Here is a 25873-nt window from a genome sequence, read left to right on the forward strand (position 1 = left end):
TCGTCTCATGTTTTATCAATCTTGGGACTTAAGAAGAAGTACAAATATTAATAGTTATGGAGGTAATGAAGATGGACCATAGCAACTCTATCGAACCAGAACAATTATTAACAAACGTTAACCCTTCTAATTTAGGAGAAGAATCCTTAAATACCGCTATTGCTTCACCAATCAGCGGTTTATATGCATGGAGTGAACAGCAAATCCGCGAGGAACTTCGCCTCGATGTAGATGGACGCTATCCTCAGATGGTAGCTAGTGGAACTATTATTTCAAATCTTGCTTCTCCAATTCACTGGATTGCCAAATTAACAATTAATGGCCCAAATACTTGGACAGGTAATATTCGAAACAAATTCCTAGAAGGAGTACAATCATTTCCTTACACAAATGTAAAAATACAGGTAACACGCGGTTCATTTCCTGGGCAGCATACTGCAGAAGTCACGTTTCTTATTGGGGGGGAGACAGACAGAACTAGAACTTTCCGATTTCAATCTCCTTACTTCCACTCTGTAGAATTTGAATTCGATGCAGAAGAAGGGACAGCACCAGTGACAACCTATCAAACACACTCCCATCCAGATAAGCCAGCATTTTTGCCGGATGAAACCTTGTCGATTACGGAGGTTTTTAAACGAACCGGGTTTGATGTAAAGGTATCAGAAGGTAATAATACCGTTTCCCGAGACCATACAGGGATAAATAGGAGATGGAGCGATCAAGAATTACATGATGCCATGCAAGTATATTGGTCACATTTTAACAATAAGCCACAATGGTCTATGTGGACATTCTTTGCAAATTCGGAGGCTGAAAGCGGCCCTGGTCTGGGCGGTATTATGTTTGATAGCATAGGTCCGAATCACCGTCAAGGAACAGCAATCTTTAATAATTCATTCATTTCTGATCCTCCTCAAGGTGACCCCAACACTGAAGCTTGGATCCAGCGAAATCGTTTTTGGTGTGCTTGCCATGAAATGGGACATGCTTTTAACCTTTTACACTCTTGGCAAAAACACCTAAGCAATCCTTGGGAACCATTGGGTCACCCTCTTATCCCAGAACCAAAAGCTCTAAGTTTTATGAATTATCCTTACAGATTCGATGATAATGGCATAAAAAAAGACAACTTACAGGAGTTCTTTAAAAAATTTGAGTATCGTTTTAGTGATCAAGAACTTTTGTTTATGCGCCATGCACCTGAGCGCTTCGTTCAAATGGGTAATGCTGACTGGGCTGTAGATCATGGTTTTGAACAGACGAACGTTTCTACTCATCCTTCTTTTAATCTTGAATTGAGAGTTAACCGTAAAACACCTGTGTTTCAATTCTTAGAGCCGGTAGTTTTTGAAATTAAATTAACCAATACTTCGAGTGAACCTCAGTTAATAAAAAAACATATTTTGTCCGATTTAAGCGGAATGTCTGTAATTGTAAAAAAAGAAGGCAGACAAGGACGTCAGTTACTACCTTATGCTCAATATTGTTGGAAGCTAGAGAACAAGGTAATTATGCCTGGAGAATCACTTTATGAAACCATTTTCGCTTCCGTAGGAAAAAATGGCTGGTTAATTGATGAATCAGGATTCTATAATATTCAAGTATCCTTGCAAATTGACGGCAATAATATCGTATCAAACAACTTAAGGATTCGTGTTTTTCCACCTGCTGGATACGATCAAGAGTTTCTTGCTCAAGACTTTTTCTCTGAAGAAGTCGGCCGTATTCTTGCATTCGACGGTAGTCATTTTCTTGAAAAAGGAAACAACATCCTTCGTGAGGTAACCGAAAAACTTCGTGACCATGCGGTTGCTCTTCACGCTCATGTCGCTCTTGCTAAACCATTGGCGTTTGATTATCAATTTCTTGACTTTACAGAAGACTCAGGTACAAGAGGTAAAGTCAAAATAATACCTGCCCAACCAGACGAGGCACGTAAACAGTTTACTTCTGCCTTAACTGAGCACAAACAGATAGCTGCTAAAACACTTTCCCATAAGGATTATAATGAATATATGGTAACGTACAGTGAATTCCTAAGTAGTCAAGAAGAAAACAAAGAAGCTGCAGAGGTACAGAATGACCTTTATCAAACGCTGTCTGAGCGCAATGTTCTAGACAGTGTATTACAAAAAATCAAAAATCGAAGTGAGACCTACGAACAAAAGGAAAATAAATAATTTACGAACAAATAAAAACGTAGAAATAAATTATTTCTACGTTTTTATATTCATCTAAGTCTTTTTACTTATTTTACAACAGTGATTGACGAAAAAAATACCAACTATAGATTAGAAAAATTAATGATTGGTATTTTTTCGATCTACTTTAATATTAAATCCTCTTGATTACGAATAATGTGTGCTTCAGGAGTAACAATGTTGGCTCTTTCAGTATTAATGTTAGCATGATAACGTAGAGGATTCGTCCCATAAAGATGTTCATCAAATATTAACCCTGTAACTTCAGTTATAGTTGTTAAAGGAACTTGGTATGTTGTTAGTACATCCATTCTTTCTAGCAAGTGATATTTTGTAGAAGATCGACTTTCCTCCTCCAAATTATGTATCCAGTAATCATCCTGTATTATTTTGAATGCTACTGAATGAAGATTATCATCAATCCCAATATAAAAAGCTACTTTCCAAAAACCAGCTGGTATCTTAATTCCACAACCTAAAGGTTTTTGGTATCCGCAGTACTCCCTATCATTTTCTGTAAAGATAGGTCCTGTGAAAATTGAAAATTTCTTGTCTCTACTCTTGCTTCTACCAATAATCCAATTTTCTATATCGCCCCATTTTGTACGATGGAATTCCTTATGTTGAGGAGCAATATTCGCAAAGCAAAATGAATCACAATTTGCTTTCTGTGCTTCATCTAGATTTCCCCAGTCTACATCGTCTCTTCTAACAAGGTGACCTCTATCCCATAAGTCTGCTTGGCCTCCTGCATATAACCAGTCTCCTACCTGATTTTCATTTTTAATTCGTTCGTCAAGGTGCCAGTTATCACATCTTCTAAGCTGTCTATTTCTTTCTATATCAGTATTATTGGCTCCATAAATTGCAAATTTCCGTTCTTTATTCATAACAATTGAAAAATGTATAAATGGATAAATTTCACCTCCTTCTAATGCAACTTGTTTTATATCCTCACGTAAACGTGGAAATGAAATAGGGAACTCTTCTCCTAAAAAATCAGTATCAAATCCTTCATTTAACCCCATTATTGAACAACCTCCTTATCTGCAAATTTTATATAGGTTGTTTTTCCTTCCTGGTGCAAAAAGTCTAAGGAATAAACCTCTATGCAACATCCATCAGCTGTAGACATGTTGATCACCTCATCACCTTTTTCAGTTGGAGCAAATTTTCCACTCTGTTTAGATTTTCCTAATATTTACGGTATTTATGCATATTAAATTAAAAACTATAATCTAGCGATTACGTCAATTAAATCCGCTGCCGACTTCCTGCTATCGAAATTCTAACTTAGAACGGCTGAGATTTTCCACAACTTCAAACGGAAATCCCAATGTACGGAAGTGTTTATTTTATCCAATAAATAGAGAGCAACTGCGTCAGTAGGTGCTCTTAATGTGATAAGGAATTTACAATTAGCAGTGAAATAAGAAACAAGCGAGTGAACTTGTACTTATCTAAAGGTGCAAACGAAAGAGAGCACTCCCCCAATAGGTGCTCTCTCTTAAAAAATATTGGGGAACATGTTGGAAACCTTTCTGTGTCATCATTATATGAATTTTCATGTGCATTATAACTAAAATGTTTTTTAATGTGTAATTTCTATATAACAAAGAAAAATCACTCCCGAAGGAATGCTTTCAAATTAAATAGATTTTCTGCTTTAAATAATTCTTTCCTGTGAAAGTAACCTTTACATTTGAAAAATCCATACTATAATACTGGAGATTAATACCATTGATCCAATTTTTCTCCTCTAACCATCCGTATATTCCTCTAAAGAGAGTTTCATGGATTTTTAATTTATCAACATTTATATTTTTTTCACCTTTATATGAATAATTCTAATATTAATATAAACATATTTTAAAATTCGATGATATCACCTCCTATTATCAGGTAGGAAATGATAATTTTCTAGTTTAACAACTAGACACCAATCCACATAATAAAAGAGCAACTGTCCACTGCCCTTTCGTCAAATCCTTATGTATTACTATAAATAAGGTAAATGAAGTTTTATTCTTATTCCAATCACCTAATAGTGCTACATTAATCTGCTTACACTTTATTAAGTAACTGGAAGAAGAGCAAAAGCTCTCCCTAATAACGGTACCATTCAATCAGTACCATCTGCTGGTTTCGGATTTTATGTGCCATCAGTTTGAATCGTTTAGATAAAATATAAAGGAATCTTTATGAGTTGCGTTTTCCACCACTTCTCACAATACAAATATAACACGATAATTCCAAAACAAACGGCACATTTACTGCCAAAAAGCGGCCACAACTCTGCCACATTATTACTAACCAAAAAATTAAAAATCCCTGCTTTTTGCTAGGCTTAGAAAAATTAAATCTTTTTATCTTTCCACTTGCAAATGAGTACATTGCTCAGTTGGATGTCCATCATCATCAGTGCACCAAGATTGAACTGCAAAAGCTAAGAAAATTGCTACCCAATGATCTGAAAATTGTATTAAGATACCTCCATCTTGATAAATACCGTTTGCCCCTCTAAATTCTCCTGTACTTCCTTGATTCATATGCACGTTGTGCATGCCATTTTCATCATCGAACTCTGATCCGTATATATATACTGTAGCTTCCTGTTCTATAGCCTGTACTGTATGCTTAAATAGAAAATCATTTAAATCATTATCTAATCCTGTTTCATGAAAAGGAAGTGGTACCATTTCAGCAGGATTAAACTCTAAATTACCTCTTATATAATCTAATGCAATCTCTCGGTTATTGTTATTTATTCTATGATAACCATTTGACAAACCCTGTAAATGAGTTATATGTTGAGCTCCCTCAAAATTAGGGTCAGCTAAATATAGAAGATCTGATGATTCTTCTGATTTTGACTTAACATTAATAACAATTTCATAATCTTGTCTTTCTTCATTTTCTTCTGCAATTTTAATTTGCATTTTAAAATGAGGTGTTCTATCACTCAAATCTCTTCCGACTCTTAATCCCGCTGGAATTCCTTTAAGTACTCCATAATTTTCTACAGGCATAATGTACCTCCTAAAATAATTATCAAGTTTAGCTTTATACAGTTTCACATAATATATACTAGAGCAATAAATTCATACTATTTAAAACTTAAAAACATCCAATGGTTCAATTACAATTTGTCAAAACCCATTCTGTTTTAGAAAAATCTTGCATTAATAACCAACCTATTTCTTCAAGGTAATCCTTAAATTTAATATGGTTTTGAGTAGCAATTAATTCGTCTACTACTTTCATTGAAACTTCAATAATTGATTCTGTGTTATTATTTATTGACTTTGACCAAATTTCGATACTTATTTTAGATTCATTCCATTTCCCATCGTACACTTTAGCCTGAATTGGTCCACAAACTCTTGACTTATTAATTTGCTCTATTCCATAATCGTTATGCTCCCAATTTAGAAATTCTTCAGGTGGCTTTTGCAGAAATAATTGTTTTAATTCATCTATAGAAGGCATATCTGTAGCTGAAACATTAGCTTCCCGTTTTTCTTCAAAAGAAACACTTAATTTCTTTTTAGTATATCCCCACTCCCATTCCAGTTCATATGCCTCATTATTTTGAAGCAGTCCCTCTTTCCTTGCTTGTTCTAATGCATAATCTGTATTATTGTTTATAATTTCATATCTTTTTTTATATGTTAATTCGTATTTATTGTCACCTTCTTTTTTACGATTACGTAGAATCCAGCCATGAATATACATATCATTATTAATAGTATCAATAAATTGGATATCTTTTCGTCTAAGATTAGATATTTGGAGCGCTTCTATTATGTTATCTTTAAGTTCATGTTTTTCGTTCGCAACTTTTGTAATATCAAGAAAAAATTTTATTTCATACCCTTTTATAGAAATATTCCCTTACATTTGCTCACACTTCCTTCCGCCTTATATGTTCATCTACAATATCATGTCTTAATTAATGCGTTTATAGTACATGTATGAATAAAATTCATTTGGAAAGAATAGATTTGTTGAGGTTATTAACCAGTTAATAAGAAAGAAGGTTCAAGAAAATGTCGAATACTAATTTAAAAAACAATGAAGTATTGGATTTTTCATTGTTCAAAGCAATTCAAAATGGTGGATATAATCTATATTTAAGACATGGAGAAAGGGACAATAAATCCGAAGGACAAGTAATCATTGGCGATTGCAAAACACAGAACAATTTAACTGACAAGGGAATAAAACAGGCAATACAAATAGGGGAAATTTTTAGGAAGCAAAACTTACCTATTCAATACCCTGTATTTACAAGCCCTTATTGTCGAACAATAGATACTGGGATACTTGCTTTTGAAAAACCAAATATAGAAGTGATTGATGAATTAGCTGGCATTAACTCTTTAAATGAAGATAATCCCAATGACCAAGAGAAAATAGTACAAGAAAAATTAATTAGAAGGTTTGAAACAGTACCTAATACCAATTTAAATAGAATTTTCATTGCCCATGACTACACTTTTAATGAACCTATAAAATGCCCTGATGATACCGATTCTGGTCTCTGTTTTCTAGATACAGTTATTTTGCAACCAAAAGGTGAAGGAAAAGGATATGAATTTATTGGTTTAATAAGTTTAAAGCAGTTTATAACATGGGCAGATGACAATAATCCTGAATAAAAGTGGTTACTTGTTATAAAAAGCATAAAATATGTTTATAAAAGGTCTAATTCAACAAATTTTAAAAAAGTTTCTTTCTCGTTAATTAGGAAATTTAGTTAATCAAAATTTTTAAGAATATACATAACAGATTTCATTGTTCTTATACAATCCATTTACTTCTGAAACAACTAATCTCTAGAATAATAGAATGGATTAGGTTATTCTAGTTAAAACAAAGGATATGTATTTTGATTGTTTTTCTCATTGTAGTTCCCTTTATTTTTAATTTTGTAATAGCATGACTTAGATAATAAAATCTTATAATTAATTTATTCAGATTATAAAAAATAGAATATAATATAGAAAATAGGTTCTGGTGCAAAGTTTGAAAAAAGCATAAAAAGATTGATAAATGAGGAGAACTATTTAGGCAGTGATTAATAATTTTTGTAATTCACTGTATGCTGAAAAGACGGAGTCTAATCGAAGACTTCGTCTCTGTTTATATATCGCTTGAATTGTTTCAACTCATTTTATTGTTCGCAAAGCATGATAAATATATAGAAACCCAGCCGATTTTATAAACCCGACGGCCTTGTTCAATGTGATTATTGAAACGTTTGAGGGTACATTGTTTTGTATGAGTGTAAACACCATTTTTCTGTAACTTTTTAAATGCGCAATGTAATGCAGAGGCTTGATCTGTAGTGAGAACCGTTGGTTCTCCAAAATACTTTACCAATCTCTTCATAAAAGCATACATTGCATGATGATCACGTGTTTTTCGAAGTTGAAAATCTAATGTATGACCATCGCTATCAATCGCAAGATATATATAATACCATTCTCCCTTGACTTTGATATAGGTTCTATCTAAATGCCATGATGATTAGGAAGTTTTGTTTTTCTTTTTCCAGATTTGATAGATAAGATTTCCATATTCATGAACCCAACACATGATTGTCGTAGGATGAACTGAAATCCCACGTTCCTTGAGGATCTCAAATACATCTCGATAACTTAAGGAAAAACGACAATAGTAGCCAACAGCTACTAAAATAATATTTTTTATAAAATTATCAAGTTGTTATCTAAGTTTACAAATGGGATTATCCTCCAAATGCATTATGTAACTTCATATATATTGAAAATTCTTACACTATAATAAATGTGAATTTACCAATTAATGCTTGCATAAACGAATGATTTATTTCACAAGTTAGACTTGAAATACTGCTTTCTAAGAAAAATATATTTAAGGTGGTGAATCCATAAGAATGAAAGCGCCTATTTTTCCTAGTGATACTAATAATCCTGAGAACAAGTTAGATATTCCTGCAAATTTTCATAATCATTCTACGCCTGTTAATTCTATACAGACACTAGTGAATCAAGTGAGTGAAAATCAGTTCCGATCATATCTAACTCATTTAGTTTCTTATCCAACAAGGTTTTCTACCAGTTTTTTTTATGAAGAGGCCGCAACGTGGACTCGTGAGATATTTGATGAAATGGGATATACAACTAGTAGCGAAACCATATCTATCAATAATGAAAATAGCCAAAATATTATTGCTGACAAAATGGGTACAAATAGTAACGAAGAGAAACAACTGATTATTATCACTGCACATCTTGATTCTGTTAACCTTATTGAAGGGCCTTCATCTAATGCTCCTGGAGCTGATGATAACGGAAGTGGTAGTGCAGGAGTCCTTGAGATTGCTCGTGTATTCAAAGACGTACCTATACAGCATGACCTTCGCTTTATCCTTTTTGGAGGAGAAGAACAAGGTTTATTAGGTAGTGAACAATATGTTGAGAATCTCACTACTCTTGATAAAAGTCGAATTCGAGCAGTTATAAATATGGACATGATAGGAAAATTAAACACATCGACACCAGCAGTTTTAATTGAAGGTTCACCTTTATCACAAGAGATAATTAACGGATTGAAAAATGTTGCATCTTTATATACGGATGTAAATTTTAAAGTATCTCTTGATCCGCATGATAGCGATCACGTTTCTTTTCTTAATAAGGGGCTCCCTGCCGTCTTAACAATAGAGGGGGAAGACTCTTTAAATACTAATGAACACACTGCAAAAGATACTCTTGAACATATCCATTATCCACTTGCTCTCGATATTTTACGAATGAATGTAGCTTTTATTGCTTCTCAAGTTACAAATTTAGAATGAAAGAGGGAATTTTCATGAACAACTTTACTCATGAAGGCAGTTTCAATAACTCAACAGACAATTCTAAAGAAACTCCCCCTACCAGACGTAATTGTGGAACTATGGGTATGCACGAAAAATTATTGAAAGAATCGGAAGAATACAGAAAAGAGCGAGAAAAAATTGAAAATATGACTGCAGAATATATTAAAAATAAAAAACGCTAAACATTTATATAGTAACTTTTTAGTACTAAATTACCGTATATAATTACTAAAACTTACAATACCATCTAAAGGAGAAATCATTATGAAAAATCAGACTAACTCATCAGAAAGAACAAATACACCTACTGTGCGTAAATGCGCCACTATAGATCTTCATCATAAACTACTAGAAGAGTCCGAACAATATAAAAATGCACGTGCTGAAATTGAAAGTATAACGAATGAATTTCTAAATAGTGCACGCTTAGAATCAGAAAGATCCGTTGTCAAAATTCCTGTTGTAGTTCATGTTGTATGGAATACTGAGGAGCAAAACATCTCTGAAGAACAAATTCATAGTCAAATTGATGTTTTAAATCGTGATTTTCGTGCAGCGAACGCTGATATAGCAAATGTACCCCCTGCGTTTAAAGATTCTGTAAGCGATGCTAAAGTTGAATTCTTTCTTGCTACAAAAGATCCTAATGGAAATCAAACAAATGGTATCACTCGTACCCATACAGCTAAGCAATCTTTTTCAGTAGATGATTCTGTCAAATCACAAAGTACAGATGGAGTAGATGCATGGCCAGCTGATAAATATTTAAATTTATGGGTATGTCAATTAGAGGATGGACTTTTAGGATACGCACAATTCCCTGGTGGGCCACCTGATACAGATGGAGTTGTTATCACATACACAGCATTTGGTACTACAGGTACTGCAGCAAAACCTTTCCATTTAGGACGTACAGCTACTCATGAAATTGGTCATTGGTTCAATTTATTCCATATTTGGGGCGATGATCAAAAGACACCTAATGTATGTAATGGGTCTGATAAAGTTGATGATACACCTAATCAAGGAGAGGACAATGCTGGAAGTTCACAAGGTGTACCTAATCGTCCTGTAATAACATTTCCACATATTTCTTGTAACAATGGACCCGAGGGCGATATGTTTATGAACTATATGGATTATGTTGATGATGACACTATGGTTATGTTTACAAAAGGTCAAGTGGATCGTATAGATGCATGTCTTGCTGGACCACGTTCATCCTTTCTTACAAACTAAAACAGTAATCTAATTTTGTAACCCTACAGTTATAGTATTCAGTTATAAGAAAATCACATAAAATAAGCACTCTATACAAAATATATAAAATAAATCAAATTAAAACGAAGGGCATGTCCATAGTACATGCCCTTCGTTTTATTCACCTTATAAATAACCTATCTAAATTTCCAAATTCATTTTATAAACAAATTTCTTTTTATAGTTCTTGACTTATATTCACTATTTCCTTCAAGTATCTCTGCATATTTTGATTTACTGCATAGACATAACAACCATTTATTCCTCGAAATAATAATACATAGTCAGACAAAGTAACCTTTATACGAACTAATCACTAGCTATAATTCAAATAGGCTGTGACAAAAGCAAGTATATCTCCACTTTTATACAGCCTAATTTTTACATTTTATCAATTATAACCTGCCTTTTATACCACCGGTTTAGCTTCTCCTTAGCAACACCTGAAAGACGCTTAGTTTTTTGATTGTAGAACCTAGAAAGAGTAGGTTGTGATATACCTATCTCTTCTGAAAGTTCCCTCATTGTTATATTCTTCTTCGTATGCAAACATACTATCTTTTCACAAATTAAATATTCACTTTCATCCACACTTATGGGCTTACTTACTTTCTTTGCAACAGCTTTTTCCGCTTGTATTACATTAGTATTTTTCTTTTTAGGCAAACTCTCCATTGAATGCATTAATTGAAGATAGGAGGATTTAATTATGAAAAGGAACAAATTATTTTCAGTATTACTTTCTATCGCTTTAATGTTTGGTTTTGTTTTTACAGCATTTTCATTTCCAACGGACGCTAGTGGATGAGTAGTGAACGAAAATAGCCGTACTACAATAACCCACCAGAAAAGTAGTGATTATATACCATTTAGTGTTACTGCAGGATACGGTCACCTTAAAGTATATGTCAAAAATCGAGGTTAATCTAATTCATATGTTTCTCTTAAACATAAGACTAGTGGAAAAGTAATAAAGAAGGTTTCCCGCAAGGCTTTAAGGCTGGTGATTTTGAACTATCATTTAGTAGTGGCGGTAAACCTGCATACCTTGACTGGGCTTACAAATCATCAGATATTATTTGGAATTAGATGAAGAAGACGGATTTTCCATCCTCTTTCTTTGTATCTTTTTAAAAAAGGATATATTCTCATTTTCTCAATTTTTATTAAATCTATTTAAACTTTTCATTTAAATAGATTTAATAAATTTGCCTCCAAAAAAAGAGGCCAACTACCTTTTAAAGTAGTTGGTCCTCATTTACAAGTGTCATAATTAGCATTTACTTGCTATGACTTATAACACTTCACACAATTATATTTTAAAATGCTCACTTATACCTTAAACCCTCCAATCAACTCTTGAAGTTCTTCTGCCATTTGTGCCAATTGAGTTGCTGAAGAATTTATCTCTTCCATGGAAGCATGTTGTTCTTCGGATGAACCAGCTATAGTTTGCATACTTGTGGTGTTCTCTTTTACAGCTACTGCTATTTGATTAATAGATGTATCGACTTGCATTGCATCAGATGTCATCTTATTTGATAGGTCCACCATACCATGTATTTTGGAAACGATATCATTCGCTGAATTTGAAATCTCATAAAAACTTTGTTTTGTATCATTCGCTACCTTAATTCCCGACTGTACTTCTATTCCTACTTCATTCATAGCTTTAACAGTCTCATGTACATCTAATTGTATTTCCTTAATTAATTTTCCAATTTCCATTGAAGATTGTCCTGATTGTTCCGCTAATTTCCCAACTTCATCCGCAACAATTGCAAATCCACGTCCCTGTTCTCCTGCCCTAGCGGCCTCAATCGCCGCATTTAGTGCTAGTAGATTTGTTTGTTCAGCAATATTTTGAATCGCTTCTAATATAGTGCCTATTTGCTGCGATTTCTTATCTAATAATTTAATTACATTATCGGATTGGGAAACAGAATTATGTATAGACTGCATTTGTGTTACAGTTTGTTCTACTAATTGTTCCCCCTCATTTGCTTTTTGTTTTGTGTATAAAGATGAGGTCGATACTTCAGAAGCATTATCAGCTACACATTGAATATTTCGTGTTACCTCACCTATTAATTTAGCTCCAGACTCAACTTCATTATTTTGAACTTCTGCACTATGTGAGATTTCTTCCATTTCTTTTGTAATTTGTTCTGTTGCAACACTTGCTTGCTCTACACTAGCAGTTAGTTCCTCAGAAGAAGCTGCTACATGTCCTGCAGATGTGTTAATTTGTGAAATAATATTGCGTAAAGACTCTGCCATTGCATTGAAACTATCACCCAATTGACCAAGTTCATCCTTTGAACGAATATCAATTTTCTCCGTTAAATCTCCTCGACTAATTCTTTGAGCTGAAATAACTAATTGTCTTAGTGGATTAATAATAGATCTAAGAATGAAGAAAATTATAATTCCACCTAATAATAAAGAAGCTCCTATTATAGCAAATGTTTTATAAAAAATAGGATTGGTAGCTTCTTCAATTTCTTTCGTAGGCATTACACCAGCTATTTTCCAACCTGTTTTTTTATTTGTCTTAAAGCTTATGCTTCGATCCTCACCATTGAGGCTATACGTAATCTCTCCATCTTCTTCCTTATAAAGTTCATCTGCTAAAGATTTCTCTAATTTTTCACCAGGTTTTAATGTTGGATGAACAACTATAGTTTTATCTTGCCCCACTATAGATACAAAACCTTGCTTTCCTATTTTTATCATTTTAGATGTTTTTACGATATCATCAATATTCAAGTCCATACCAATGACACCACTTTTATCTTCATTTTGTTTAGCAACTGCTATTACCATATTTCCAGTAGCCTTTGATTTATACGGAGATGAAACAATAATTTCACCATTTGCTTTTACAGCATCCTTATACCAACTACTTTCTAACGGATTAAATCCTTCTGGTATTTCTCCAACAGGCGCATGAATAAATTGATTGTTACTGGATGCGGAATAAATTGTTTCTATCTCTGGATGTAACTGTATATATTGTTCAAATTTACTCTGTACATTTTGTAATTGATCAGGATTATAATTGCCTTGTGTAAGTAATTTTGCAAAATAAGTTACATCTATATATTTATTTTCTAATTCATCATCAACAATCTTATCTAAAATACTTACATTATCTTTTGCTGTTTGTAGAATTGTTTCATTAAGATCTGTTTTCGCCTCATCATAAGATGTTATTCCTACGATAAGACTAGGTATAATTAATATTGCAATAAATGCCATAGACAACTTCGTTTTTAGCTTTATTTGTTCCAATCTTTTTTTTATATTAAACACGATTTACTTCTCCTTTTCATTCTTACAACTCATATTATTTATTTAAATGTTTACTCCTTTATCTTTTTCTACAATTATTTATGGTATCATTTGAAATGAAATTACTACTATATTCTTTTACATGCATCTTCATAGATAGCGATATAGCTTTCACAAACGGAGTTTTATTTATCCCCCCTTACAAATATGTTATTTTCCTATTTTAAGCAAATATAAAACTAAGAATTATTCCAAATAAACCGTATTAAAGATATACTTCACTCTATTAAAATGGTTTTTAGTTTTGATTGGATAAAAGGTTTAATTTAGGCCTATTTAAATTGTATGAAATCCTTAACATAAGAAATCCCCTAAAACTTAACTAAGTGAATATATCCCCTGGATAATTCTACTTAATGGCTTTTTAAACTACTCTAAATTCTTCACTTCATTAACAAATCTAGTTACTACAGCCACTTTTTTATTGGATTACTGAACCATAAATTCTGAATAGAAGAATAAAATAAATTGGAGGACTATATTGTAACATGTATACATAAGTTTTAAATATTAAAATGAAAAAATATTTGGTAAGGGGTTTTGAAACTGAATTTGACTAGTAGATTTCTCTATTTGGATAGAAATAAATAAAGTCCCATAAACGGTCATTTTTGGCACCTGGGTGTTTACATGAATTCACTAAATATATCACCTTCCATTTGTTATGGTTTTCAAAATAACTATTTACATATAATTTACATTAGTGTACTATTTGTCTAGTACACTAATACAGAGGAGGAAAGAAATGAAAACTGAGTTTTCTCCTAATACCCCTATTTATGTTCAGGTAATGGAATACATCAAAAAAGAAATTGTAACAGGACGTTTGGCGCCAGGTGAAAAAATTCCTGCTGTACGTGAATTAGCGGGTGAATTACAAGTTAATCCAAATACAATTCAACGTACGTTTCAAGAGCTAGAACGGGAAGGTATTGCTGAGACACGTAGAGGAACAGGAAGATTTGTAACAATGAATGAAGAAAAAATTACAGAGCTACGCAAAGAAATGGCAAAAGAGTTGCTTGATAATTTTATAAATGGAATGAATAACTTAGGATTTATGGAAGAAGAGGTTCTCTCAATACTCCGTTCTTCTTTGGAAAAGAAAAAGGATGGAAATGAATGAAAGAATTATTGAAAGTTGAAAATCTGTCGAAAAGATATGATTTAAAAACAGTGATTCAAGATGTAAGCCTAACAATCTCAGAAGGAAAAATTATCGGTCTTGTTGGTGAAAATGGTAGTGGGAAAACGACATTATTAAAAATGATTTCGGGTTTACGTTTTCCTTCTAAAGGAAGTATTACAATTAAAGATAAAAAGGTGGGATTAGAAACGAAAAAAATCGTTTCATTTATGCCTGATAGTCCTGTTTTTGAAAAATGGATGACCGTAAAAGATGCTTTGTTGTTCTATCGAGATATGTATGCTGATTTTAATCTACAACAAGCAATAGATTTAATAGCTAACTTTAAGATCCCGCTAGAGGAGAATATAAGCATCTTATCAAAAGGGAAAACAGGGATATTACAGCTAATATTAACTTTTTCAAGAAAAGCAACGGTATATGTATTAGACGAGCCATTAGGTGGAATTGATCTTGTTTCTAGAAAGCATATAGTAGATTTAATTCTTTGCTTTTATCGTGAAGATAGTACCATTCTTATTTCGACTCATTTAATAGAGGAAGTTGAAAATATATTTGATGAGGTAATCTTTTTAAAAGACGGGAGTATTGTATTGCATGAAAATGTAGAAGAAATTCGTTTTCACCATGGAAAAGCAGTACATGAGTTATTTAAGGAGGTTTTTGAGAAATGAATCCACTTTTTCGCTATTTATTTAATTGTAATAGAAAAAAGATAGCCATCCTTTATTTTGGATTTATGACTATTTCGTTACTTTTTTTATTTAATATGAAGGGACTATCAAAGCTAACAAATCAGCTTACAAAGGATATAACATTAGGTATATATGTATTAATTATAGGTATCACTGCATTTTTATTGCTTTTAATAGCTTTGCCTTCTTTCAATAAAATGCTAAAAAATACTATGATACGTTATACAGCCATCTCAGGAAAAAAATATATATATGCAAATTTATTCTTTTTCACGTTAATGTTTATTCTTTTACTAGTAATAGGCTTAATTTTTCTATACTATTTCTCCCAAAGTACCTACGGAGGAAAAGTGGTCGGGGGATACCAACAAGAATTTCATAAGTTATATGCATATGGATTTCTTCATCACATACTTTCTGTTTTATTATGGGGAATCGATTTCATGAGTATATTAATCTCCTGCTATTTCACCATGGTAATTACAAAGCTGATTCCTATAAAGTCATCAATGAGTAAGATGGTTTTATCAGTTATTTTCCTTTCTTTATTCTTAATAATCCAAACATTCATACTGGACGTTTTAAGTAAATTAGAGAAATGTGTAATCACCATAAAGAGTACGGGGTTCATAGATAACAATGGTTTTATTGACACATCACTGTATCCGAGTGAAGGGTTCACTATTTTAGATATTTGTTTCACTTGCTTATTCATAATTGTCCTAACAGCTATTACAGGTCGTATCATTGATAAAAAATTAGAAATATAAAGATCTGCTTCAAAGGTAGAGTGTATTTAGGAGGAAAAAATGAGAACAACTAATCCAATATTAAAAAAAGAAAAATTTCATAAAGAGAATACAAATGCTTCTACGATGACTATTGGCGGAACGATAGCAAAAACATTCATTTTACTTATCTTACTTCTTGCAGCGTCTGTCTATTCATACGTACAGATGACACAAGGAACAATGAAAATACCTGTGTTAGTTGGAATTATAATAGTTACTCTAATTGTCGCATTTGTAGTTATATTCATTCCGCGCATATCCCCAATTTGCGCACCGATTTATGCAGTATTACAAGGGATTTTATTAGGAAGTATTTCAGCATATTATACAATGCGTTTTGGTAATTCTATCGCTTTAACTGCCGTATTACTAACGATTTCAATTTTATTTGCCATGTTAGTGTTATACGCAACTCGAATAGTAAAAGTAACTAAAAAGTTTCGCGCGGTTGTAATGGTTGCAACACTTGGAATTTTTATTATGTATTTTATTGTTTTCTTATTGGGCATCTTAGGGGTGACTGTTCCATATATTCACCAAGGTGGGACAATTAGTATCATCATAAGTACAATTGTAATTGTTGTTGCTGCATTAGATTTATTACTAGATTTTGATTCAATTGAAAATGGTACTCATAGTGGAGCGCCAAAGTATATGGAATGGTACAGCGCAGTAGGGCTTATGATGACATTAGTATGGTTATACTTGGAGATCCTTCGTCTAGTTTCTTACATTATGAAAAACAAAGACTAGAAAACATCCTGCATGCTTCAAACATGCAGGATGTTTTTGAATGCCCATCAACCTAAAATTTTGAAGTACCCCCAAAACAAAAAATGTACATTTTCACCTGAGGATGCCAATTTTCTCATTTTGGGGTATTTACTTTTCTTGGTTCTGGTGCAAAAATAAAACAAAAGAGAATAAAGCATATATATTCCTAACGGAATCGTATCTTATGTTGCAAGTCCAAACAATTGATGGATGAATTCTTTTTGATTTTGGACAGACTGGTTCCATAAAGTAATCTGTTCTTTTTTAATCATATGCATGGCTTCTACTCCAGAAAGGATGGATGTAGCTGTGTCAAAAGATTTAAGACCTAGCATAGAACGGATTCGCTTCTTTATAAAGCGATGATCTTGTTCTACTATGTTATTTAAGTACTTTTGTTGTCTAAGTTGCATACCGTTAGGTATGCTTTTTTCTTTTTTCAACTGTTCAATTGCTATAGGATAAGCTGGATTCTTATCGACTGTTATCACACGTGGCTTTGAAACATGAAAAGACCGCAAAGCTTTCTTGAAAAAGCGCTTTGCAGCCTTATGATCTCTTGTTTTGCTTAGGCAAAAATCGATTGTTTTTCCGTTCGAATCAACAGCACGATACAGGTACATCCATTGACCTTTTACTTTGATATATGTTTCATCGACTCTCCAAGAGTCATTTATTTGTTTGAGGTAACGTCGGATCCGTTTGTCCAATTCAGGACCATACTGATGAACCCAACGCATAATCGTTGTATGAGAAATGGATAAACCCCGTTCCTCCATCATTTCCACCAAATCACGAAAACTTAGGTTGTACCGTTAATAAAATAATATCAGGCTGATAGTGCTTCCATTTGAACCAATTTTTCTTTTCCATACCGATCACACACCTTTTTAGAGTAATAGTATCAGTATGTCCAAATTTTAGAGATTACTTGTAATTACCTTGAAGTTTTTGCACCAGAACCGTTTAAAGGACAATCTATTAAGATTTTAATATCAATATATTACATATATATAATTCCACTTTAAATTAAACTATTATTTCGAAAAGAATCCATGGAAATACTCTTATAGTAAGAGATCGTTTGATATTTTTACCAACGTTGCGTAACCAGTATAGTTACTTATACATACGAGTGTCAATTAAAAAAATCTTACACTTTTGTAAGGTAACCATGTTAATAATGTATTGATTAATTATTATATAAGGTGAATAATTACTCGATATAATAAAATAGTAATCTTATATTTAAAACAAATAATAAATTATCACTATGCTTCTTTAATAAACATTTCGTCAATACTGCAGATAGGCGATATCCATAACCCATTTAATTGACCTCCAGCAGTATGAGTGTATCACCGGACCTGAGCAGTTAGCTTTTGCTAGTTGCTTTTTTTATTTTCTACATAAAATTTATAGTCATTCTATGTTCAAATTAATATTTCCCCATAACATTAACACCTCTGCACTATTCACTATAAACTTTCATATATTATATTATGCTTGTCCATAACGTGGGATTATCACTCACGTTATCTTTATTAAAGAAAGGAGTGATAATATGTTCTCATCTAGTCATAGATTTACTAACTTTAATTGTGAAGCACAAGCCCCCAGTACACTACCTGCCCTCGGTTTTGCTTTCAATGCTACTGCACCTCAATTTGCAACATTATTCACACCACTACTATTACCTAGTACAGGCCCAAATCCTAATATTACTGTCCCTGTAATAAATAATACAATTAGTATTGGAACTGGTATTAGAATTCAAGTTGCTGGTATTTATCAAATCAGTTATACATTAACGATAAGCCTTGATAACGTTCCCGTAGCACCGGAAGCAGCCCGCTTTTTCTTGACGCTAAATTCACCAACTAACGTTATTGCAGGATCAGGAACCGCAGTTCGTTCTAATATTTTTGGTACTGGCGAAGTCGATGTATCCAGCGGTGTCATTCTAATTAACTTAAACCCTGGTGATTTAATTCAAATTGTACCAGTTGAAGTAATTGGTACAGTAGACATTCGTGCTGCAGCATTAACAGTTGTACAAATTCGCTAATAGAAGCACAATGCTAGCCAACCAACATTTAATTTTTCTCCTGCACATCAAAATATATTTTTGCAGTTTTATCACACATTTATATCAAACAAGCATATTTTATTGTATGGTGACCATCAAGTCATACAAATTTAAAGCTTTCATAAGAGCACACTTATATGTGTGCTTTATTTTTTATTAACTGACAATCAAGCTTTATAACTATAACATTCTAAAACAGTATACATATAATATCTAGATTCCTCTCTCAAATAAACTTGTTTCAGAGCGCTTAAAAAGCGCTCTTTAGTTTTATAGAGGCTGTTCACTTCTCTTGAAAAACTTGTCACCCTTTGATACGTCCCATCATTAAGCAAGAAGAAATGAAAAAAGTACCTATTGTTGAAAAAATCTATACAGTTGATGGTAACATAAAAAAGACCGCGCATAACAGGCGGTCTTTTTCAAAAAATCTCTAATTATCCATATATAGCTGGCAATAAAAAATACATTTTAATACCACTCTAATATGTATTTTTCTATTTGCAAACTATCTCTAATGTTGCCACCACTTCTCTGTACGAAAACCGATGCTCTACTTAAATATTACTTTCCTTGTACAGCAAAGTGTAATACATAGTAATTTTGATTTTGAGGTATTACAGAATCCCCAGAACTTATACCTATTTCTACTTTATGATTATCTTTTTCAAAACGTTTGATATAATCTTTATTATTTTTTACAAGACTATCAATTTCTTTTTTCAATTCTGGATCTTGATTTACTAATCTATCAATCTCGTTATCAAGTGTGAAATTTGGATTTATCATATGCATCCAGTTTTTCGCTAGCTCAACAGTTGATTTGTCAACGACAAACATGAAATAGAAATTATCTTCATCCTTCCCTTCAAACCCAAATGAACCATATGAATCAATCATTCTTGGCAAAGGAGGGTCTCCCCAGTTCCAGACACTACTTTCTCAACATACCGCCCTCCATACCCCGAGGGGTTCTTCGATGTCGTACTTTCCAAGTTCTTCACATCTTCCATGGTCTTCGCCTATATTCTCCAGGCTCGACTTCCCTTTGTCCTATTGCTAGGTTGCTTTTAACGAGGCGGCAAGGTTCACTTTATGTTACGGTCTGTTGATTCGCTCGCACTTCTAAGTAGAAGTTACTTTATCACAGCTTCAACCTTAGGATTTCTCCACCAGCTGCCTGTCAGCTACTAGGCGACTTGGCCTCTTACCTAGGCCGGACTTTCACCAGCAAGCAGTGCCCAGCTTAGCTGGGCACGCAAAACAAAAAGAGATGTCCTAGTAGTATACCTAGGACATCCCATTCATTTTATAATTTCTAGATTCTATACATCACTAACAATTGAATATACCTTCTGCCTAAAACATAGTATTATCATTAGCTGTCTCACTTGGAATCTCTTGAATTACATCCCAATGCTCGACAATCTTACCATCTTTTATACGAAATATATCCACTATTGCAACTCCCTTATCTTGAGAATTAGCACGAGAATGTACATGAAGAGCAACTGTATCCCCTTCTACTACTACACGTTTGATCTCTGCAGAGGAATTAGGATTTTTAACAAAATCCTCCTTAAAGAAATCCATGAAGGCTTTTCGTCCATCAGCAACAAAAGGATTATGTTGCTTATAATCTTCGCTTACATATTTAGGGATAATATCGATATTATGTTTGTTAAAAACTTCATTATAGAAATCAACTACCATCTTTTTATTCTTTTCATTTTCTTTCGCTTCTTTTGATACTGAAGCAACATTCTCGCTCTTTATTGAGTTACCTTTGTTATTACCGGTGGAAGCTTGAAATATCAAAGTTGACACAACTCCTAAAATAAATACAGAAATAATTATTATTATTAAATTTTTCTCTAATTTCATATATACCTACCTCTTCTAAATTATATAAATTATCTTCCATAACACACTTGAAAAAGGAGAAAACTTCTTCAAAGTGTAATATAAGGGGTAATGTTAGTAAAATCTGTTTATCCTAACACTACTCCTTATACAAGGTAGGTTAGAAACGATTAACTCTAACTCAATACCTCATTAACAGTTGCACTGTCCACAATTTGAATAAACTTCTTAACCTTATCGTCCTCATCAAACTCATAAAGATGACAAAAATCTGCTATAAACGATTTCCCTGTTGCTTTATATGTCCCACTATATTTCCCATAAACGATAACAGTATTATTATTAAATGCATAAACTTCATCCTTTGCACTATAGTTATCCCATTCCGTGCCAAGGCGTTCATGTACATTTTTCACCACTTCATCTGGACCTATATAAGTCCCCGCATATGGAAATCCAGCAGCTTCTGTCCATGATACATTTTCACTTAAATACGTTTTGAAAGCATCCAATTTTCCTTCGCCAGTTAACACATACGTTTCATGTAATAGTTTCTGATATTTATTCATAGCATTAACCCCAAGGCATTTCTTTTGTTACAACTTTTGCACTTAATTCTAATACACCTTTATTTGCATAGCCTGGATATGCTGCATCAAGTTTCGCTACAAAATCTTTTGAAGTTTTACTTTCCTCAGAAGCTTGAATCGCAGTTCTTAGATAATCCATTGTCGCAGTAAGGGATTGATTATTTAAGGATTTTTCGATTGATCCATGGCTAGGTACAATTATGTCAGCATTTAATGCTTGTAATACTTTCAAGTTCTCAATCCATGCCTCCATAGCCGCTTTTGAGCTAGTATCCGCTAAGAATACATGTATTTCGTTAAATACATCAATACCACCAATTAATAATTTTAGCTCTTTATTAAATAAGCTAGTTCTGTAATGATCTAAGCCTACTATTTCAAATGTTAACCCCTGAAAATCAATCGTTTTTTCTTTAAACACTTGAGGTAATACTACGTTGCTTGGTGCATTTTCTCCTAGGGCGCCTTTCCAAACTTTTAATTTACCTAAGACAGAATGAACAATATGTTCAACAGTAGACTCTGTAGCATACGCTATGGCTTCTGGGTAAGCAGCTTTAATACTCTCTAATCCAAAGTAGTAGTCTGGATCTCCATGAATAATAAAAATTTTATCTAGAGATAAGTCGTTTTTTTTCAGATACTCAACAATTTCTTTCGAATCAGATTGAGTAAATTTTGAGTTTATTAAAAATGCATGTCCCGCTTTCTCAACTAAGGTTGCAGTGACCATAAAACTTTTTTCGTCTGAACTAAACACCGTCAATTTCACATCTTTTTGATTTGTATCGATTGTTTTAAACATAGAATGTTATTCTCCTTTTGTTAAAGTTATTTACTAGTTAACATATTTTTATCTTGTTCCGACAGAAGCTCCCTCTTCAATTTACCTGAAAGTGTGATAGCACCAGCAAATAGGCGAGAGATGAATGTCCGTTGGCTTAAGCTAACAGGTTTGCTACTATAGTCTATAGAAAAATTAAAATTGGACTCTTTTTAAAAATACGTTGAAACTATGACTGTTATAAAAAGGTTTAAGTCCATCCACTTCTAGCCTTTTTTAAAACGTTAAATGCTATATACTTTAACTTAAATTTTTTTAATATAAATTTTTAAAACGTGCTTCGATTTTACCTGGCGTCATTACCCCGCCACCAATAGGGATAATTTGATTATCCTTTTGTAAAAGCAAAGAAGGATAACTATTAATACCAAGCTGTCGAACTTTATTGAAGTCGTTTTGGGCATCTATTATTGTTTCTTGAGAGTTTAAACGTTCTAATACTTGTTTAGGATTCAAACCAAGCTCAATTGCAATCTTACGATATGTTTCAGGATCACTTAGACTTTGTCCCTCATAATAAAACGCTTTTTGCATAGCCGCAGTGAATTCTAACAAACGGTCTGGCGCTAATGAGCGTAAAGCTGAAAAGCCAATTGCAGCATCTTTCGAATTCATTTTAAAAGTCCCTTCTTCCACCAATTTTTGATATGAAGGACCAAATTCTGCACCTGTAAGTTGATTAATTCTTTTATTCCCCTCTTCTATATATGAGAAATTTTTTATTGGTAAATCATCTGAAAATAATCCTCCACATAAAACTGTTAACGGCACTTCAGTGTGTTCTTTGTAAAATCCTTTAATACTTTCTGAAAATCCATAGCACCATCCACAATATGCGTCCCATACGTATATAAGATTATCTTGTTTCGTCTTCATTTAAATCTCCTACCTTTATTTTTATTAACCAGTCCAGCTATCACTTAAAATTCTCAGCTAACTTTTTGGTTTATATAAGTACATATTTTTTATATCTTGTTCTTTTATGAGCTACCTTACTATATTTCCCCAAAACTAACCCTCAAAAAAATCAACTAAGATTTTTAAAAAAAGATAACGCTACACATTATTGCCCCAAAGCAGAAAATACTATAGTTTGGAATATGCATTACCTTTAATCTTTTAGTGACTTTCTAGACTGAGCGACAATGTGTGGGCCACCTTCCTTAAATAAATATACTAACCGTATTTTTACATAAAGCAGAATGAATTGTAACTACTTCAGTTACAACATTTATGTAACTATAATAGTTACAACTAAAACAGAAGTCAATTCTTTTTTTAAAATTTAATAACATAAACATAATTATAAGCTCTATCGAAAATAAATAAGTAGACCTTATCTCATTACACTCCTTTCAAATGTACAGAAATTCTTTGAGCAATATTTTCTTATTTACACAGTAATCCTCACAAAATAAAATTATTATATATAAATATAAAAAAGTCCCCTGCTTTATAACAGGAAACTTTTTTTCATATTATTAACCTACAGACCTAAAATTCCTACAATCTGACGAGCTTTAGCATTATCAATATAATAATGCACCTCTAATCCTCTTCTGTCTGTACGGAGTACGGTTCTTCTCAATTTTGATAAATGCTGTGAAACAGTGGATTGAGGGAGTCTTAATATTTCCGTTAACTGTGTAACATTGCATTTTTTATGATGCATTAATTCATTTACAATTTGTAATCGTACTGGATGCGCCATAACCTTTAATAAATCTACGTTCTCTTCCGAAATTTCTTTTACATTTCGATCATTTTTTAATGCTATCATTTCACATTCCCCTTTATTATTTATTTCTATTTTCCTATTATCCTTATACATAGTACTTATAGATGCATACCTTTTATCCTGTTGAGAAAATATATTTCTTATCTGCTTTATAGCTTAAACAAGAGATTTTTTTTTGAAAATAACAATAATATATACTATTTAAATCGAAATTAATTCAAATAAACAAATAAATTAATAGAATATTCCGTCTTATGTTGAAAAATACTGTTTGATAGATTTTAATAGAGTAAAACTCTGCTATGATACTAATTACTGTATAGTATCTATGGAGAGGATGAGACTGAACAATGAATGTTCAAATAAAGGGGAACGAACAAATAACTCATTTATTAAATGAATGGTATCAAGAAATTAGAGCTAGGCATGTAGACGCCGCTCACTTACTTAAGCAAGAAATTGAAAACAAAATCCACGATATAGAAGAAAATCAAACCATACTATTATACTACTCACTTCTAGATTTTAGACACCAATATCTAATTGATAGTTTGAGTATTTCTAAAGATAGTTTTAAAAAAAGTGATGCTTACGAGACTCCTACGGATGACTTCCTTTCATACTATTATCACTTCTTTAAAGCAATCCATTCAAATGTTATGGGTAATCATAGTCTTGCAAGAATACATTTTGATAAAGCTGAAAGTTTATTATCGACAATACCTGATGAAATTGAATACGCTGAATTTCATTATGAATTGGCTGTTTTCTACTGCCATACACATAAATCGATCCTATGTATTAATCATGTTATGAAAGCTAAAGATATTTTTTCAAAACACATGGGATATGAATTAAAAGTTGCCTTTTGCAATAACTTATACGGGCTGGCATGTACTCATTTAAGAGAGTGGGAATTAGCAGAGGAACATTATATTTCAGCGATGGATACATTCCAGAAAGAAAATTTAGAATACAATATTTTAATTGTCCGTCATAACCTAGGATTTATGTATGCTACACAAAACCTCTCTGAGTTAGCATTACGATATTTATCTGAGGTTAATCAAAAGCTAGCCAGTGATTATAAAGCTTTATTTATTGAGGCAAGAGAACATTATAAATTAGGAGAAAATCAAATAGCTCAAGAGCTAATCGAAAAAGGGCTACAACTTTCCACTCAGTTAGGTATTGAAAGTTATATACATCACTTTAATATTTTGAAAAAAAGGAACTTAAATAGTTGTGCAATTGATGTAGAAAAAGCTATTTTAGAAGGAATTTCCTATTTTGAACGCGAAGAACTATATGAATATATAAATGAATATACTGAAAAATTAGCAACCCAATTTTACAAAGAAAATAATCATGTAAAAGCAAGCTATTACTTTTATGAAGCTAGCAAAGCCAGTGAAAAAAATTATAAAAAAGGAGCATTAAAATGAGAAAATTAGCGGTTAGCTTACTTGGTATCTTAATTGTTGTCACAGTAACTTTTGGATCGAGTTCTTCAACAGGTACTCAAAGTACGGTAAATATTATCAAATATTCACATGGACATACTGGATAATAAAAGGAAGGATTACACCTTCCTTTTTCTTATATTTTCCCCTTAAAAATCTATTAAAAACTACTCATCTTTTAATGTCCTTACGT

22 protein-coding genes and 3 pseudogenes are annotated in these 25873 nt (G+C 32.5%); 11 read left to right on the forward strand and 14 right to left on the reverse strand.

Annotated features, from left to right (window positions below; all coding sequences use genetic code 11):
- Positions 1-71 precede the first annotated feature (71 nt).
- Positions 72-2183: a hypothetical protein gene (locus MKX77_RS27455; protein WP_341308349.1), complete on the forward strand. Its 2112-nt coding sequence runs from the start codon at positions 72-74 to the stop codon at positions 2181-2183.
- 143 nt (positions 2184-2326) lie between these two features.
- Here the strand turns inward: MKX77_RS27455 and MKX77_RS27460 are convergent, their stop codons facing one another.
- The 4 genes from MKX77_RS27460 to MKX77_RS27470 all read right to left on the reverse strand — a co-directional run bounded on the left by MKX77_RS27460 (position 2327) and on the right by MKX77_RS27470 (position 5939).
- The gene (locus MKX77_RS27460; RefSeq protein ID WP_341308350.1) at positions 2327-3232 is read right to left on the reverse strand and encodes a DNA/RNA non-specific endonuclease; all 906 of its coding nucleotides are present in this window, start codon (positions 3230-3232) and stop codon (positions 2327-2329) included.
- 615 nt (positions 3233-3847) lie between these two features.
- On the reverse strand, positions 3848-4024 hold the full coding sequence (locus tag MKX77_RS30765; RefSeq protein WP_445819131.1) for a YjcQ family protein: 177 nt from the start codon (positions 4022-4024) through the stop codon (positions 3848-3850).
- A gap of 546 nt (positions 4025-4570) precedes the next feature.
- The gene (locus MKX77_RS27465; RefSeq protein WP_341308351.1) at positions 4571-5233 is read right to left on the reverse strand and encodes a YukJ family protein; all 663 of its coding nucleotides are present in this window, start codon (positions 5231-5233) and stop codon (positions 4571-4573) included.
- A gap of 106 nt (positions 5234-5339) precedes the next feature.
- Positions 5340-5939: a hypothetical protein gene (locus MKX77_RS27470; protein WP_341308352.1), complete on the reverse strand. Its 600-nt coding sequence runs from the start codon at positions 5937-5939 to the stop codon at positions 5340-5342.
- A gap of 314 nt (positions 5940-6253) precedes the next feature.
- On the opposite strand from MKX77_RS27470, the gene MKX77_RS27475 reads away from it, so the two are divergent.
- Complete coding sequence (locus MKX77_RS27475; protein WP_341308353.1) at positions 6254-6865, forward strand: histidine phosphatase family protein; 612 nt, start codon at positions 6254-6256, stop codon at positions 6863-6865.
- A 408-nt stretch (positions 6866-7273) separates the two neighbouring features.
- Here MKX77_RS27475 and MKX77_RS27480 read toward each other — a convergent pair.
- Positions 7274-7919: pseudogene (locus tag MKX77_RS27480) on the reverse strand (IS6 family transposase).
- Between the two features lie 205 nt (positions 7920-8124).
- On the opposite strand from MKX77_RS27480, the gene MKX77_RS27485 reads away from it, so the two are divergent.
- The 3 genes from MKX77_RS27485 to MKX77_RS27495 all read left to right on the forward strand — a co-directional run bounded on the left by MKX77_RS27485 (position 8125) and on the right by MKX77_RS27495 (position 10311).
- Positions 8125-9048, forward strand: a complete 924-nt coding sequence (locus MKX77_RS27485; RefSeq protein WP_341308354.1) for a M28 family metallopeptidase — start codon at positions 8125-8127, stop codon at positions 9046-9048.
- A 14-nt stretch (positions 9049-9062) separates the two neighbouring features.
- Entirely contained in the window at positions 9063-9254 is a 192-nt protein-coding gene (locus MKX77_RS27490) for a hypothetical protein (RefSeq protein ID WP_341308355.1), read from the forward strand.
- Between the two features lie 82 nt (positions 9255-9336).
- The gene (locus MKX77_RS27495) at positions 9337-10311 is read left to right on the forward strand and encodes a zinc metalloprotease (protein ID WP_341308356.1); all 975 of its coding nucleotides are present in this window, start codon (positions 9337-9339) and stop codon (positions 10309-10311) included.
- Between the two features lie 402 nt (positions 10312-10713).
- Here the strand turns inward: MKX77_RS27495 and MKX77_RS27500 are convergent.
- Positions 10714-11022, reverse strand: a pseudogene (locus tag MKX77_RS27500) (helix-turn-helix domain-containing protein); the annotation flags it as partial.
- 642 nt (positions 11023-11664) lie between these two features.
- Complete coding sequence (locus tag MKX77_RS27505) at positions 11665-13647, reverse strand: methyl-accepting chemotaxis protein (protein ID WP_341308357.1); 1983 nt, start codon at positions 13645-13647, stop codon at positions 11665-11667.
- 784 nt (positions 13648-14431) lie between these two features.
- On the opposite strand from MKX77_RS27505, the gene MKX77_RS27510 reads away from it, so the two are divergent.
- Genes MKX77_RS27510 through MKX77_RS27525 form a run of 4 tightly spaced genes read left to right on the forward strand, consistent with a single transcriptional unit; the run spans position 14432 to position 17072 of the window.
- Positions 14432-14812: a GntR family transcriptional regulator gene (locus MKX77_RS27510; protein ID WP_341308358.1), complete on the forward strand. Its 381-nt coding sequence runs from the start codon at positions 14432-14434 to the stop codon at positions 14810-14812.
- On the forward strand, positions 14809-15507 hold the full coding sequence (locus tag MKX77_RS27515; RefSeq protein WP_341308359.1) for an ABC transporter ATP-binding protein: 699 nt from the start codon (positions 14809-14811) through the stop codon (positions 15505-15507). The genes MKX77_RS27510 and MKX77_RS27515 overlap by 4 nt, the downstream gene beginning before the upstream one ends.
- Positions 15504-16298 (forward strand): ABC transporter permease, encoded by a 795-nt coding sequence (locus tag MKX77_RS27520; RefSeq protein WP_341308360.1) that lies wholly within the window; start codon positions 15504-15506, stop codon positions 16296-16298. Before MKX77_RS27515 ends, MKX77_RS27520 begins: the two co-directional genes overlap by 4 nt.
- A gap of 39 nt (positions 16299-16337) precedes the next feature.
- Positions 16338-17072, forward strand: a complete 735-nt coding sequence (locus tag MKX77_RS27525; RefSeq protein ID WP_002144214.1) for a Bax inhibitor-1/YccA family protein — start codon at positions 16338-16340, stop codon at positions 17070-17072.
- Positions 17073-17275: 203 nt separating this feature from the next.
- Here the strand turns inward: MKX77_RS27525 and MKX77_RS27530 are convergent.
- Positions 17276-17966: pseudogene (locus tag MKX77_RS27530) on the reverse strand (IS6 family transposase).
- Positions 17967-18657: 691 nt separating this feature from the next.
- Between MKX77_RS27530 and exsF the strand changes: the two are divergent.
- Positions 18658-19161: an exosporium protein ExsF gene (exsF, locus tag MKX77_RS27535; protein ID WP_341308361.1), complete on the forward strand. Its 504-nt coding sequence runs from the start codon at positions 18658-18660 to the stop codon at positions 19159-19161.
- Positions 19162-19746: 585 nt separating this feature from the next.
- Here exsF and MKX77_RS27540 read toward each other — a convergent pair.
- The 6 genes from MKX77_RS27540 to MKX77_RS27565 all read right to left on the reverse strand — a co-directional run bounded on the left by MKX77_RS27540 (position 19747) and on the right by MKX77_RS27565 (position 24259).
- Positions 19747-20091 (reverse strand): hypothetical protein, encoded by a 345-nt coding sequence (locus MKX77_RS27540; RefSeq protein WP_341308362.1) that lies wholly within the window; start codon positions 20089-20091, stop codon positions 19747-19749.
- Positions 20092-20541: 450 nt separating this feature from the next.
- Positions 20542-21066, reverse strand: a complete 525-nt coding sequence (locus tag MKX77_RS27545) for a nuclear transport factor 2 family protein (protein WP_341308363.1) — start codon at positions 21064-21066, stop codon at positions 20542-20544.
- Positions 21067-21221: 155 nt separating this feature from the next.
- Positions 21222-21614 (reverse strand): nuclear transport factor 2 family protein, encoded by a 393-nt coding sequence (locus MKX77_RS27550; protein ID WP_341308364.1) that lies wholly within the window; start codon positions 21612-21614, stop codon positions 21222-21224.
- 4 nt (positions 21615-21618) lie between these two features.
- Positions 21619-22440 (reverse strand): MBL fold metallo-hydrolase, encoded by an 822-nt coding sequence (locus MKX77_RS27555; RefSeq protein ID WP_341308365.1) that lies wholly within the window; start codon positions 22438-22440, stop codon positions 21619-21621.
- A gap of 294 nt (positions 22441-22734) precedes the next feature.
- A complete protein-coding gene (locus MKX77_RS27560) occupies positions 22735-23355 on the reverse strand; it encodes a DsbA family protein (RefSeq protein ID WP_341308366.1) in 621 nt (206 codons plus the stop codon).
- A gap of 610 nt (positions 23356-23965) precedes the next feature.
- Positions 23966-24259: an ArsR/SmtB family transcription factor gene (locus MKX77_RS27565; protein WP_341308367.1), complete on the reverse strand. Its 294-nt coding sequence runs from the start codon at positions 24257-24259 to the stop codon at positions 23966-23968.
- 308 nt (positions 24260-24567) lie between these two features.
- Here MKX77_RS27565 and MKX77_RS27570 point away from each other — a divergent pair, with 308 nt between their 5' ends.
- Positions 24568-25662 (forward strand): response regulator aspartate phosphatase, encoded by a 1095-nt coding sequence (locus MKX77_RS27570; protein WP_341308368.1) that lies wholly within the window; start codon positions 24568-24570, stop codon positions 25660-25662.
- The last annotated feature ends 211 nt before the right edge of the window (positions 25663-25873 follow it).

The organism is Bacillus sp. FSL R9-9410 (genome assembly GCF_038050385.1).
GTDB lineage: Bacteria > Bacillota > Bacilli > Bacillales > Bacillaceae_G > Bacillus_A > Bacillus_A cereus_U.